Source organism: Brevundimonas sp. D3-1P (genome assembly GCF_055809335.1).
This window is the reverse complement of sequence record NZ_CM147908.1, coordinates 2,156,481-2,168,794: the sequence shown is the minus strand read 5'-3', so window position 1 is coordinate 2,168,794 and position 12,314 is coordinate 2,156,481. Positions and strand designations below refer to the sequence as shown.

At 70.7% G+C, this 12,314-nt stretch carries 11 protein-coding genes; 8 read left to right on the top strand and 3 right to left on the bottom strand.

All coding sequences use genetic code 11. The features are described from left to right. Nucleotides 1–19: 19 nt before the first annotated feature. From AC0L6G_RS11010 to AC0L6G_RS10995, 4 genes are all read left to right on the top strand, one after another. Nucleotides 20–589, top strand: coding sequence for an intermembrane phospholipid transport protein YdbH family protein (locus AC0L6G_RS11010; RefSeq protein WP_473252204.1), 570 nt, complete (start codon nucleotides 20–22; stop codon nucleotides 587–589). Beyond that, complete coding sequence (locus AC0L6G_RS11005) at nucleotides 589–3,252, top strand: intermembrane phospholipid transport protein YdbH family protein (RefSeq protein ID WP_473252203.1); 2,664 nt, start codon at nucleotides 589–591, stop codon at nucleotides 3,250–3,252. Before AC0L6G_RS11010 ends, AC0L6G_RS11005 begins: the two co-directional genes overlap by 1 nt. Nucleotides 3,253–3,342: 90 nt before the next feature. Then, nucleotides 3,343–3,543 (top strand): YnbE family lipoprotein, encoded by a 201-nt coding sequence (locus tag AC0L6G_RS11000; protein WP_473252202.1) that lies wholly within the window; start codon nucleotides 3,343–3,345, stop codon nucleotides 3,541–3,543. Nucleotides 3,544–3,576: 33 nt separating this feature from the next. Continuing rightward, nucleotides 3,577–3,936 carry a DUF1318 domain-containing protein gene (locus tag AC0L6G_RS10995; RefSeq protein ID WP_473252201.1) on the top strand — a complete coding sequence of 120 codons (360 nt, stop codon included), beginning with the start codon at nucleotides 3,577–3,579 and terminating at the stop codon, nucleotides 3,934–3,936. A gap of 307 nt (nucleotides 3,937–4,243) precedes the next feature. Here the strand turns inward: AC0L6G_RS10995 and AC0L6G_RS10990 are convergent, their stop codons facing one another. Further along, nucleotides 4,244–5,368 carry a DNA cytosine methyltransferase gene (locus tag AC0L6G_RS10990; protein ID WP_291536930.1) on the bottom strand — a complete coding sequence of 375 codons (1,125 nt, stop codon included), beginning with the start codon at nucleotides 5,366–5,368 and terminating at the stop codon, nucleotides 4,244–4,246. A 91-nt stretch (nucleotides 5,369–5,459) separates the two neighbouring features. Between AC0L6G_RS10990 and AC0L6G_RS10985 the strand changes: the two genes are divergently transcribed. After that, complete coding sequence (locus tag AC0L6G_RS10985) at nucleotides 5,460–5,918, top strand: COG3650 family protein (RefSeq protein ID WP_473252200.1); 459 nt, start codon at nucleotides 5,460–5,462, stop codon at nucleotides 5,916–5,918. 4 nt (nucleotides 5,919–5,922) lie between these two features. On the opposite strand, the gene AC0L6G_RS10980 is transcribed toward AC0L6G_RS10985, so the two are convergent. After that, complete coding sequence (locus tag AC0L6G_RS10980) at nucleotides 5,923–6,735, bottom strand: LytTR family DNA-binding domain-containing protein (protein ID WP_293825605.1); 813 nt, start codon at nucleotides 6,733–6,735, stop codon at nucleotides 5,923–5,925. A 116-nt stretch (nucleotides 6,736–6,851) separates the two neighbouring features. Here AC0L6G_RS10980 and AC0L6G_RS10975 point away from each other — a divergent pair, with 116 nt between their 5' ends. Next, nucleotides 6,852–7,391 (top strand): DUF2306 domain-containing protein, encoded by a 540-nt coding sequence (locus tag AC0L6G_RS10975; protein ID WP_293825607.1) that lies wholly within the window; start codon nucleotides 6,852–6,854, stop codon nucleotides 7,389–7,391. On the opposite strand, the gene AC0L6G_RS10970 is transcribed toward AC0L6G_RS10975, so the two are convergent. Then, nucleotides 7,392–8,153 carry a TetR/AcrR family transcriptional regulator gene (locus AC0L6G_RS10970; protein WP_473252199.1) on the bottom strand — a complete coding sequence of 254 codons (762 nt, stop codon included), beginning with the start codon at nucleotides 8,151–8,153 and terminating at the stop codon, nucleotides 7,392–7,394. Between the two features lie 187 nt (nucleotides 8,154–8,340). Here AC0L6G_RS10970 and AC0L6G_RS10965 point away from each other — a divergent pair, with 187 nt between their 5' ends. Both AC0L6G_RS10965 and AC0L6G_RS10960 read left to right on the top strand, forming a co-directional pair. Next, nucleotides 8,341–10,605 (top strand): TonB-dependent receptor, encoded by a 2,265-nt coding sequence (locus AC0L6G_RS10965; protein ID WP_473252197.1) that lies wholly within the window; start codon nucleotides 8,341–8,343, stop codon nucleotides 10,603–10,605. 123 nt (nucleotides 10,606–10,728) lie between these two features. Beyond that, nucleotides 10,729–12,273, top strand: coding sequence for a spinster family MFS transporter (locus AC0L6G_RS10960; RefSeq protein WP_293825613.1), 1,545 nt, complete (start codon nucleotides 10,729–10,731; stop codon nucleotides 12,271–12,273). The last annotated feature ends 41 nt before the right edge of the window (nucleotides 12,274–12,314 follow it).

Sequence of the window (12,314 nt, the reverse complement as noted above, 5' to 3'; positions counted from 1 at the left end):
AAACTGCCGATCGACCCGTTTGACCGACGCCACGCCACAGACCGCCGCATCCGCGCCCCAGCCGGCCCGTCCGCGCCGGCGCGTTCGCCTCGTCGCGACCGTGATCCTGGTCGCGATCCTGCTGATCGGCGCGGCGGCGGCCCTGCTTTACCTGAACCGCCGGGCGGTGGCGCGCGAGGTGCTGGTGGGCTGGCTGGACCAGCGCGGGGTTCCCGCCGATGTCGAGATCGAACGGATCGAGCTGGACGGTTTCGTCGGCCGCATCCGCATCGGCGATCCGCGCAATCCCGACGTGACGGTCGAGCGGGCCGAGGTCGATTACGCCGTCGCCCTGCCGTGGTCGAAGACCGGCCTGGGCGTCGCGCCCAGCCGCATCCGCCTGGTCCGCCCGGTGGTGCGCGCCAGCTGGAAGGGGGCAGGCTGTCGCTGGGATCGCTGGATCCGCTGGTCGAGGAATTCACCGGCGGCCCGCCTCGCCCGGACCAGCGCGGCCCCCTGGTCGTCGTCGAGGGCGGCCGCGGCCGGCTGTCCACCGAATACGGGACCGTCGATCTACTGGCCGACGCGCGGATCGACGACGGCAAGCTGATGCGCCTGGCCGCGCGCCTGCCCGCCGGCGCCCTCAAGAGCGGCGATGTGGAGGCTTCGGGTCTGTCCGCCGTCCTGGACCTGACCACGACCGGCGACCGCGTGGCCCTGCGCCTCGCCGCCGCCGCCGATCGGTTCCGCACCCGCGCGGCCCAGGGCCGGGGCGCGATCCTGAACCTGACCGGCGACCTGCCCTATCCCGACCTGAAGACCCGACGCGGCGACGGTCGCGCCGTGCTGGACGCGCGTTTGACCGGCGACCTGCTGGGGTCCCCGTCCGTTCGGGCGCGCGACGCCGAACTGACCGCCCGGTTCGACGGCGCCGTCTCGGGGTGGATCGAGACCTTCAGGCTGGACGGGGCGGCCGACGCCCGCCTGGCCGCCCGCGCGGTTCAGGGCTCCGGTCTGGACGCCGCCGCAGCCGTCGTCACGGCGGCCAGGGCCCAGGTCAGGGTCTCGCGCGACGACGCCCTGCGCTGGAGCGTTCAGACGCCGCTGTCGCTGACGGCCGCCTCGGCCCGCTTGGGCCAGACCCAGGTGCGGAACCTGGTCCTGTCGTCCGGCGGCCTGACCCTGGGCGGCCGGGATGCGGCCTTGGAGGCGACCGGCCCGCTGTCGGCGGCCTTCGACCGTATCGGTTTCGGAGACCTGGCGCTGAAGCGCGGCCGGGCCGACTTGAATCTGGACATCGTCAGCGACGGCGCCGTCCGTATCGGCGCCGAAGGCTCGCTGCGCGCCGCCGACGGCGCCTGGCCCCTGTTCGGCCCGGCCGGGCGCGACGATATCGTCGAACTGGGTCGGATGAAGCGCGCGCTGTCCGCCTTCGCCGTGAACGCGCCCGCGGTGCGCTTCTCGACCGGCTCGGCCGGGACGATGATCGACCTGACCCGCCCGGCGACGCTCACGCCCGCCAATGGCGGGGTGCTGACGATCGCGCAGGGGGGAGGCGGCGCCTATCGGGCCGAGCCGGGCCGGCTGGGCGGCGGCGCCCTGACGCTGACGGCGACGCGCGGCGAGGGCCTGCCGGAACTGGCGGTCGCCGTGCCGGACTGGCGCCTGACCGAAGGTGGGTTCGAGGCGACGCTGGACGGCCGCGCCCGGCTGGATTTCGACCTGGCGCGGGGCCTGGACGCCAGGACGCGCGGCGTCCTGGCCCTGGCCGCCGGCCGCCTGACCTATACGACCCGGGACTGCGTGGACCTGACCGTCGAACGGCTGGAGATGGACGAGAACGATGTCCATCGGGTCGCGGGCCGCCTGTGCCCCGAGGCCGGACCCTTGCTGACGTCCAAGGACGGGGTCTGGCGCGTGGCGGCCGGCTTCGACCGGCTGACGGCCCAGGCGCCCTTCCTGGGGATGCGGTTCGCCGACGCCTCGGGCCGCGTGGCGGTCGACGGGGCCAGGTCGGGCGTCGGCCTCAGGGCCAGCGTGGCGGACGCCCGGATATTCGACACCGCCAAGCCCGAACGGTTCGAGCCGCTGTCGGCCAGCGGCCAGGTCGCCCTGGCCGACGAACGCTGGAGCGGCGCGTTCGATTTGAAGGGAACGGGGCCGGCCGCCGCCTACGCCCTGGGGCGGCTGACCCTGGCGCATGACGGGCGCGCCGGCGCGGGCGGCGTCGCCGTTTCCGCCCCGAACCTGACCTTCGCCGAACATGGCCTTCAGCCCGCCATGCTCAGTCCCCTGGTCGCCGACTTCATCCAGTCCCCTGTCGAGGGTTCGGTCGGGTTCGAGGGGCGTTTCGACTGGACCAAGGACGCCGAGCCGACCTCCAGCGGCCGTCTCAGCACGCCCGGCTTGGATTTCGTCAGCCCCGCCGGCGCGGTGAAGGGGCTGAAGGGCGACATCGCCTTCACCAGCCTGACGCCCCTGGTCACGGCCCCGAACCAGCGGCTGACCGCCGACAGCCTGTCGGCCGGGGCCGAGGTCACGGCCCTGGACCTGACCTTCTCCATCGATCAGGCAGGCGTCGTCATCGACGGCGCGCAGATTGTCGCCGGGGGCGGGACGGTCTCGGTCGAGCCCCTGACCGTGCCGCTGGACGCGACCCAGCCCTACAGCGGCGTGATCGTGCTGGACCGGGTGCAGTTGGGCGACCTGATCGCCGATACCGGCTTCGACGACAAGGTGCTGCTGGACGCGGTGGTCTCGGGCCGGCTGCCCTTCATCATGGACCCCGAGAACGGCCTTAAGATCACCGCCGGCAGGCTGGAGGCCGTCCAGCCGGGCCGCCTGTCGATCAAGCGCGAGGTCCTGACCGACGTCGCGGCCAGCGGCGGCGGCGCGGAAGTGTCGGAAAACATGGTCGAGGACCTGGCCTATCAAGCGATGGAGAACCTGTCCTTCGACCAACTCAGCGCCGAGGTGAACAGCCTGGACGGCGGCCGCGTCGCGGTCCTGTTCCACATTCGCGGCCGTCACGATCCGCCCCGGCGCCAGGAGCTGCGCCTGACCCTGTCCGAGCTGATCAGCCGCAGCTTCCTGAACCGCAAGCTGCCCCTGCCGTCAGACACCCGGATCGACCTGACGCTGGACACGACCCTGAACGCCAACCAGCTGATCTCGGACCTGATGGCGGTCAATCGCGCCCGCCAGGGCCAGCAGGCGAGGGACGAGTCCGCACCGCAGGCTGCCCCCGCACCCGTTCCGGCGGGACGGCCATGATCCTGCGCCGGGATCGTCGCCATTCAGCGCGCGTTCACCCCTCGGCGTGCTATTCAGCCTCATCACCTTGGCCGAACCGGAGCCTATGTCATGATCAACAAGCGCCAGTTGGCGGGCTTTGGCCCCATCGCCTTGGCTGGACCCGCCGTCGTCGCCGTCTCGGCCTGCGCCCCCACCATCCGTCTGGAGGTCGCGCCGATCCAGATCTACGCCAAGCTGGACGCCGACGTGCGCGTCCGCCTGGACCAGGAGCTGCAGCAACTGCTGCAGCAGAACCCCAACCTCTTCTGATCGCCCGCTTTTTTCTTGAAAGGACAGGCTGACATGACCTTCCGCAAACTCTTCGTCGTCGGCGCCGCGATGGCCGCCCTCGGTTTCGCCGGCGCCGCCCTCGCCCAGACCAGCGCCCAGAAGGCCCAGATCGACCAGGCCAAGGCCGCCGGCGTGGTCGGCGAACAGGCCGACGGCTATCTGGGTTTCCGCACCCCGACCTCGGACGCCGGCCTGCGCGCCGCCGTCGACGCCACCAACGCCGGCCGCCGCGCCGCCTACGCCCGCAGCGCCGCCGACGCCGGCACCTCGGCCGATGTCGCCGGCGCCCGGATGTTCGAGGCCCAGCTGCTGCCCCGCATCAGCTCGGGCCAGTGGTATCGCAACGCCCAGGGCCAGTGGGTCCAGCGCTGACCTGACACCTTCGCCCTTGGGCGTGTCCCCAGGGGCGTGTCCCGAGGGGCGTGACGGCCGCCGCGACGAGACGATGGCGGAACGGGCGTCCCCGCCATCATATTCCGCGAGAAAAAGAGACGCCTTTTCAGGCGTCTGTCTGGCGGCGTCGTCATCTTGCCTATCGGTGCGCCAGACCGGCGTATGATGTCGGTCCGGTCTTTGACATCGCCATCCCGACTTGGACTCTTGGACTCGTTGGACTGTTTTTTTCGGAGTCCAACTTCGCCCGAACGAACCGCCCGGATCCGGGCGCGGCCTCGCCGGTTCAGGCCGCCGCCCGGCCTCCCGCCAGGGCGGGCGCCAGCAGCCCCTCGGTCAGGGCGCGCACCGCCGGCACGGCCACCGCATCGCCCATCAGCTTCAGCGCCGCGCTTTCGCTGGGCGGCAGGCGATAGGCGTCGGAAACCCCCATCAGCCGCGCCGCCTCGCGTCCGGTCAGCCGCCGCACCCTGACCCGGCCCTGGTCGCACACCACCACATATTGCCGCGACGATCCGCCGGCCGGGGTCCGCAGACAGCCGGCCAGACCGTCGAAACGGATTTCCAGCCGCTGGACCTTGCGGCCGTTCTCGACCCGCACCCGGCGATAGGCGGCGCCGACGGCGCGCCGGCCCGACGCCAGGGCCGCCGCGATCCGCGCAAGGTGCAGCGGCGCCGCCAGCGTCAGGAGCGCCTCGGGATCGTCCAGCCAGGCGACCGCCGCGTCCGGCTCCAGCAGGGCGGCCAGGTCCAGGTTGCGTCGGGGCGGCTGGGGCAGGCGCCACCAGGCCCAGGCCGCCTTGACCGTCTCGGGCAGGCGGGCGTGGGCGGCGACCAGACGCGGCGAATGGAAGGGGCCGCCGGGTCCGCCGGCGCGCGGCGCTTCGCCCTTGATCGCGACCACGAACAGACGCGGCCGGGACTGGGGCAGCCAGCAGGCCGCGTCCATCTCCAGCGCCCCGACCGTATAGCCCGCCTGGGCCATGGCCGCGCAGACGGCCGCGAAATCCCGGCCCGTTTCGGTTTTCGGGCCAGACGTCAACAGGCCGATGACGTTCTCCAGCACCACCACGCGCGGCCCGCGCCCCTCGGCCGTCAGTCCTTCGACCAGACGCCAGAACCCCCAGAAGGCGCCGGACCGCCCGGCCTCCAGCCCGCCGCGCGCGCCGGCCAGGCTGACGTCCTGACAGGGCGAGGACGCCCAGGCCAGGTCCGGCCGTCCGGGCAGGTCGGCCGTCGTCAGGCCCCATACGTCCCCTTGGCGGAACGGCGTCCCCGGATGGTTGGCCGCAAAGGCCCGCGCCTTGGCCGGGTCCATGTCGTTGGCGAAGATGGTCTCGATCCCGGTCATGCCCAGGCCGGCCAGGCCCCCCCCGGCGAAGAACTCGTATGCGGTCGGGCGAATCGACATGGCGCCAGCATAACCCAGCGGCGCCCCTTGACCGAGGCCGTCCGGCTCCTCACCTGCGGCCCAGCTCAAGCCGTCCGCCGAGGAGACCGCCATGCGTCCCGTCCCGCTCGCCCTCGTCGCGTCCGCCGCCCTCGCCGGCCTGGGCATTGCGGGCTGCTATGACCGGAACGACGCCAAGCCCAAGGCGGCGCCCCAGCCTCAGGCCGCCGCCGTCCTGGGCGGGGTGGACCTGGGCAAGCCGGTGCGGGCGCTGGGGACCGAACCCTTCTGGGGCGTGGAGATCACCCCCGACGCCCTGGTCTACACCCGCGTCGATCAACCGACGCAGCGCGCGCCCAATCGCGGTGCGACGGTCCAGGGCACGGTCGCGACCTTCGCCAGTTCGACCAATCTGAACCAGGCGCTGAACGTCGTGCTGATCGCCACCGAATGTTCCGACGGGATGAGCGACCGCACCTATCCGCTGACGGCGCGGGTCGAGATCGGCGCGGACACCCTGACCGGATGCGCGGCCCCGGCCGCCCTGCTGACGGCCCGGCCCGCGCCCTGATCCGTCACCACCAGTCGGCGTCGCGCAGCATCCGGGCGTAGCGGCGGCTGACCGGCGCGGACAGTCCGCCCTCCAGCGTCAGGGTGGCCCGGCCGTCGCCGCGTTCGACCCCCCGCACGGCGTCCTTCGCCACCCACCAGCTGCGATGCGTCTGGGCGCCTTCCAGACCCTCCAGCTCCTCCACCGCATCGGACAGCCGCATCAGGATCAGGTCCGATCCCCGGTCGGTGTGGATGCGCAGATAATGGTCCTCGGCCTGGACCGCCCGGATCGTGGCGCCCTTCAGGCGCATCGGCAGCCGGTCCAGGAACCGCGCCGGGCGCGCCGGCGCGCTGGGCGCCGGGGCGTGGGTCTGCACCGGCCGGGCGCGCCCCAGGATGACGTTCAGCGTCGTCGCCGCCGCCGTCACGATCAGCACCGGCGCCACCAGCCGCGGCAGGGCCGCCAGCGGATACAGGCGACCGGCGAAGAACAGGCCCGTCGCCGCCCAGACCATCACGCTCAGCGGCCCGGTGATGACCGCCGTCAGGGCGGCGATGTTGAGCCACGGCCGCTCGTCCACGTCCAGGAACCGGCTGACCAGACCGCCGCACAGATGCCCCCACAGGCCGCCCGCCACCATCACCATCACCCAATAGGCCAGACGCGGCCAGAACGGCGCGCCCGAGGTTCCGAACGCGCCCGTCGCGGCCAGGAAGACCCCGCCCGCCACGGCGACGACCAGCCCCCTGACGAAGGTGCGGCGACGGTCTGCGGCGGCGGAGGTCATGACGGCGGGCGGCTTTCGGCTGGCGGTCGGTTCGGGTCTTGAGACCATGATTTCCCGTTCGGCGAAAGCGGTGGGCGTTGGCGCAGTCCGCATGGCCGTTGGCGCAATCCCGGCTGCGGGCCGTCCCCGGTTCCGCCACGACGTGCGGAAAGGAGAACGCCGTCATGACCCGCTCGAGCCGCCCGATCCGCTTCAACCGGCTCGGCCCCGTCGTGGCCCTGCTGCTGCTCGGGATTCCGATCGCCGGCTATCTGGCGCGCGACGACGGCCGGCTGTTCGGCCTGGGCGCGCGGGGGCTGCACGCCCCGCGCTGGGGCCTGATGCTGGCCGCGCCCGGCGCCATCCAGATCCATGTCGCGGCGGCCCTTGCGGCCCTGGCCATCGGCGTCGTCCTGCTGGCGGGGGTGAAGGGGAACCGGCTGCACCGGACCCTGGGCTGGGTCTGGGTGCTGGCCATGGCGACCACGGCGATCAGCTCCTTCTTCATTCACCGGCTGAACCCCGGCGGCCTGTCCCTGATCCATCTGCTCAGCGGCTGGACCGTGGTCGGCCTGCCGATGGCGGTCTACGCCGCCCGGCGTCATCGGGCGGCGGATCACCGGCGCGCCATGACGGGCATGTTCGTCGGCGGTCTGATCGTGGCGGGGCTGCTGACCTTCCTGCCCGGCCGGCTGATGTGGGCGATCTTCTTCGGCCCGGCCTGATCAGGGCTTCGGCGCCGACATCCCGGCCACGGCGCGGAAGCCGGCGGCGGCGAACCGCACCATATAGTCGCCCGCCGTCTCCAGGTCGCCGGACCGCGCCCGTCCGTTCGACAGCCGGTCCAGCCGTCCGGTCTCGCCCAGCGTCAGGGTCAGGGCGCCCGACAGATTGTGATAGCCCCAATACAGATCGACCTCGCTGGCGTCCGGCAGAACCCGCGCGATCAGCTCGATCAGGCGGTGGATGGCCGGGTCGAAATAGCGCGCCATCGTCTCCCCGCCGAAGCTGGGGTTGGCGTTGGTCTGGGCCACCAGGGCGGCATAGTGTTTCCAGCCCGGCCCGCCCTTCAGCGACCATTCGAACGGCGGCCGCAGAAAGGCTTCCAGAAGCCCCTCCAGCGTCATGTCTTCGCCGGCGCCTTCCGCATAGCGGTCGATGGCGGCGACCCGGTCGGCGTTCCACACCTCGGCCCGGCGCAGGAAGACCGCGTCGAACAGGTCGCGCTTGGCCCCGAAATAGTAGTGGACCAGGGCGGTGTCCACGCCCGCCTCGCGCGCCACCTCGCGGATGGTCACGCCATAGAAGCCGTGTTTGGAGAACAGGTCCTCGGCCGCGTCCAGGATCAGGTCGCGGGTCTCGCCCGCCGCCTCTGCCTTGGCCTTGGGCGGGCGCCCCCGCCGGGCCGGCGTCGCGCCCGCCGGCTTGCGCCGTGCGGCGGCGACGGGGCGGGGGGACGAAACGGCGGCGTCGTCGGTCTTGCTCATCGGACGAGGCTAGGCGCGCCTCGGCGCCGGTGCAACGGCGCCACGTTCGTCGGCCAATGACGCCTTCGAATGACCCGACGTAAGCGCAGTGTTTGACAGCGGCGCGAAACCGGGTCAGTTTCCATGAAAATCATTGAACGCTGAATAAAAGCGTCAACGGGCTGGAAACGACAAAGGGGTTTCGATCATGAACCGTCATGTGAAGTGCGCGCTGCTGGCCGGCGCGGCGTGGGGCGTGCTTGCGGGGGCTTCGGTCGCCCAGGAGTCCGGCCAGACCGAAGCGGCCACGGTCGAGGACATCGTCGTCACCGCGCGCCGCACCGAGGAGTCGGCCCAGCGCACGCCGCTGGCCCTGACCGCCTTCTCAGGCGAAACGCTGGAGCGCACGGGCGCGCAGCAAGTCACCGATCTGCAGGGAGCCGTGCCGAACCTGAACCTGGTCCAGGGACGCGGCTCATCCAACTCGACCAATATCTATATCCGCGGCGTGGGCCAGCCGGATGCGCTGCAGACCTTCGATCCGGCCGTCGGCGTCTATGTCGACGACGTCTACTACAGCCGCATCCGGGGCACCCAGTTCGACCTGCTGGACCTGGAGCGGGTCGAGATCCTGCGCGGGCCGCAGGGGACGCTGTACGGCAAGAATACCATCGGCGGCGCGCTGAAGCTGGTGTCGCGTCGTCCAGGCCAGGATTTCCGCGCCCGCGCCTCGGCCGCCTATGGCGACTATGACCAGATCGACGTCCAGGGCGCGGTGTCCGGGCCGATCGCCGACAACCTGGCCCTGGGCCTGTCGGCCCTGCATTCGGAGCGCGGCGGCTATGTCACCGATCCGGCGACCGGGGCGGAATATAACGACAAGAATTCGACCGCCGTCCGCGCCAGCCTGGCCTGGGATCCGGTCTCGAACATCCAGGTCGACCTGAACGCCGACTATTCGAAGGACGACGCCGGCCTGACGGTGGGCCAGCCGACCAATAATCTGACCTATCTCGGCTATGGCCTGGCCTATCCCGTGCCAACGCCGCTGCCGGAGTATAATTTCGAGACCCGCACCACTCCCGGCCTGCCGAACGAGACGCGGCTGGAAACCTGGGGGACCTCGGCGCGCGTGACCTGGGACCTGTCCGACGCCCTGACCTTGAAGTCGATCACCGGCTACCGCGAGCTGCGCACCGACGACTATATCGACTTCGACGCGACCGAGCTGGAACTGGCCGACGCCCTGGTGGCGGTCGATCAGGACCAGGTCAGCCAGGAACTGCAGCTGACCTACGACAGCGGTCCGCTGACGGCGGTCGGCGGTCTCTATTACCTGAAGGAAGAAGTCGCTTCGCATCAGGAAAGCTATGATGACGCCCTGCTGGGTCCGTTGTACGGCGACGCCACCTTCCTGCGCCTGATCGACGATGCGCTGGAGACGACCTCCAAGGCGGCTTACGCCAACGTCAGCTATGCGTTGACCGACGCCCTGCGCCTGTCGGCCGGCGTGCGCTACACCGAGGAAGAGAAGGAGTACGCCCGGTCGACCTCGGTGGTCAGCAGCTTTCTGCTGGGCGGTCTGCCCGTCCTGAACACCACCTACGCCTTCGCCCCGCCGACCGGGACCTATGACGACACCTCGATCATGTTGTCGGTCGACTATCAGTTGAACCGGGACGCCATGGTCTATGCCCGTTACGCGCAGGGCTTTAAGTCGGGCGGGTTCAACGGCCGGGCCAATTCGGCGACCGAGGCGACCGAATACCAGCCCGAAACCGCCGACACTTTCGAGGTCGGGGCCAAGACCCAATACTGGGACAACCGCTTCCGCCTGAACCTGGCCGCCTTCATCACCAAGTACGACGACTTCCAGGCGCGGGTCTCGGGCATCGAGACGCCTCCCGGCGGCGGCGTGCCCACGCCGGTCCTGTCGGTCATCAACGCCGGCTCGCTGGACATCGCCGGGTTCGAGATCGAGAGCGTGCTGGTCCCCGTTCCGGGTCTGACCCTGGACGCCCAGGTCGGCTTCCTGGACGCTGACTACAAGGAATTCGCCGATGCGCGCTTCACCGCCTTCGGCGGCAGCCGAGCCTTTCAGGATCCGGCCTTCTCCCCGCGCTGGACGGTGCGTTACGGCGGCCAGTACGAATACGGCCTGACGGGCGGTTCGACCCTGACCTTCGGAGCGGCGGCGAAGTACCGATCGCGTATGGCGTTGGCGGTGGACAACACCCTCATCAACACCGCTACCGAACTGCCAGGCATGTATCAGGACGAATACTGGCTATACGACGCCCGTGTCGTCTGGTCGGACCCGGCGGATCGCTACACGGTCGGCGTCTATGGCCAGAACCTGTCGGACGAGGTCTACAAGACCGACGCCCAGGAGTTCTCGTCCATCGGCAACATCCGCACCGCCTATTACGGCGCGCCGCGGACCTGGATGATCAAGTTCACGGCCAAATACTGACCCCGTGAACGGGTGTTCGACATGCGAGGGGCGGCGGTCCGACGGGCCGCCGCCCTTTGCTTTCGGGGCCGGCCTAGGGCTAGGCTCGCTCCAACGAAAAGACGAAGCCGAGGGAAAACGCCGATGACGACGGAGACGCTGACGGTCGAGAAGAGGGCGGATCGGGACACGCGGCCCCAGCGGCCCGGCTACCGCTTCTATGTGCTGGCGGTGCTGATCCTGATCTACATGCTGAACTTCCTGGATCGGCAGATCATCGGCATCCTGGCCGCCCCGCTGAAGGCCGAGTTCGGCATGTCCGACAGCCAGTTCGGCCTTTTGGGCGGCATCGCCTTCGCCTCGGTCTATTCGACCCTGGCCATTCCCCTGGCCTGGCTGGCCGACCGGTTCAGCCGGGTGTGGATCATGACCGGGGCCCTGGCGGTCTGGTCGGGCTTCACCGCCCTGTGCGGCATGGCCGGCTCGTTCGGCCAGCTGTTCCTGTGCCGGATGGGCGTGGGCGTGGGCGAGGCGGGCGGCGTGGCCCCGGCCTATTCGCTGATCGCCGACTATTTCCCGCCGCACCAGCGGGCGCGGGCGCTTGCGGCCTTCGCCTTCGGCATTCCGTTGGGCACGGCGGCGGGGACGCTGGTGGGCGGGCTGCTGGCGGCGACCTACGGCTGGCGCACGGCCTTCGTCGTCGTCGGGCTTCTGGGCGTGCTGGTCGCGCCCCTGCTGCGCCTGACCGTGCGCGATCCCCAGCGCGGCGGGACCGATCCGGTCAAGTCCGCGGCGACCGCCGCCGTTGCCTCGAACCCCGTTCCCGCCCCCGTCGCGGCCTCCGACCGGGCCGGCAGGATCGCGGCCCAGATCATGCTGGGCCTGGGCGCAGGCCTGCTGATCCTGGCGGCCGTCTCCGGGTTGACCGGCGTCTCGCCGGGCGATCCGCTGGTGTTCGGCTTCGGCGGTCTGCTGGCCCTGGTCATCGGCGTCAGCCTGATGATCGCGCGGCGCACGGCCTCGGTCGTGGTCAGGAAGCCCAGCTTCTGGCTGCTGGCCCTGGGCGCCGCCTCGTCTTCGGTCTGCGGCTACGGGGTCGCCGGCTGGCTGCCGCTGTTCTTCATGCGCAGCTTCGACCTGACCCTGCGCCAGACCAGCTGGTACTATTCCGGCATCGCCCTGATCGGCGGCGTGCTGGGCATCTGGATGGGCGGAATGATCGCCGACAAACTGTCCAGAAAGGGCAAGGGCGCCTATCCGCTGACGCCGGCCGTCGCCTTCCTGATCTCGGCGCCCTGTTTCATCCTGGCGATGAATTCGCCCTGGCTGATCGGCCTGGTCCTGCCGGGCGGGGGCAGCCACACCCAGCAACTGGTTCTGGCCTTCCTGATCTTCCTGGTTCCCACGGGCCTGAACCTGGCCTGGCTGGGGCCGATCACGGCGGCGGTCCAGCATCTGGTTCCGGCCGCGATGCGTTCGACCGCCTCGGCCCTGTTCCTGCTGATCAACAACCTCTTGGGACTGGCCGTCGGCTTCTACTATTTCGGCTGGATGAGCGACCTGCTGGCGCCGACCTTCGGCGAGGAGAGCCTGCGCTGGGCCATCTACACCGGCATGGGCTTCTATCTGCTGGCGGCGATCCTGCTGATCGGGGCCTCGCGCACGCTGAAACGCGACTGGGTCGACTAATTCGCGGTTCACATGCTGTTGCACCCGCGAAGGGGCGGGGC

Excerpts from the sequence above, each read along its gene's own strand:
- AC0L6G_RS10995 (WP_473252201.1), top strand. The coding sequence starts at position 3,577 with ATGACCTTCCGCAAACTCTTCGTCGTCGGCGCCGCGATGGCCGCCCTC.
- AC0L6G_RS11000 (WP_473252202.1), top strand. The coding sequence starts at position 3,343 with ATGATCAACAAGCGCCAGTTGGCGGGCTTTGGCCCCATCGCCTTGGCT.
- AC0L6G_RS10985 (WP_473252200.1), top strand. The coding sequence starts at position 5,460 with ATGCGTCCCGTCCCGCTCGCCCTCGTCGCGTCCGCCGCCCTCGCCGGC.
- AC0L6G_RS10990 (WP_291536930.1), bottom strand. The coding sequence starts at position 5,368 with ATGTCGATTCGCCCGACCGCATACGAGTTCTTCGCCGGGGGGGGCCTG.
- AC0L6G_RS10960 (WP_293825613.1), top strand. The coding sequence starts at position 10,729 with ATGACGACGGAGACGCTGACGGTCGAGAAGAGGGCGGATCGGGACACG.
- AC0L6G_RS10965 (WP_473252197.1), top strand. The coding sequence starts at position 8,341 with ATGAACCGTCATGTGAAGTGCGCGCTGCTGGCCGGCGCGGCGTGGGGC.
- AC0L6G_RS10970 (WP_473252199.1), bottom strand. The coding sequence starts at position 8,153 with ATGAGCAAGACCGACGACGCCGCCGTTTCGTCCCCCCGCCCCGTCGCC.
- AC0L6G_RS11005 (WP_473252203.1), top strand. The coding sequence starts at position 589 with ATGCGCCTGGCCGCGCGCCTGCCCGCCGGCGCCCTCAAGAGCGGCGAT.
- AC0L6G_RS10975 (WP_293825607.1), top strand. The coding sequence starts at position 6,852 with ATGACCCGCTCGAGCCGCCCGATCCGCTTCAACCGGCTCGGCCCCGTC.
- AC0L6G_RS10980 (WP_293825605.1), bottom strand. The coding sequence starts at position 6,735 with ATGGTCTCAAGACCCGAACCGACCGCCAGCCGAAAGCCGCCCGCCGTC.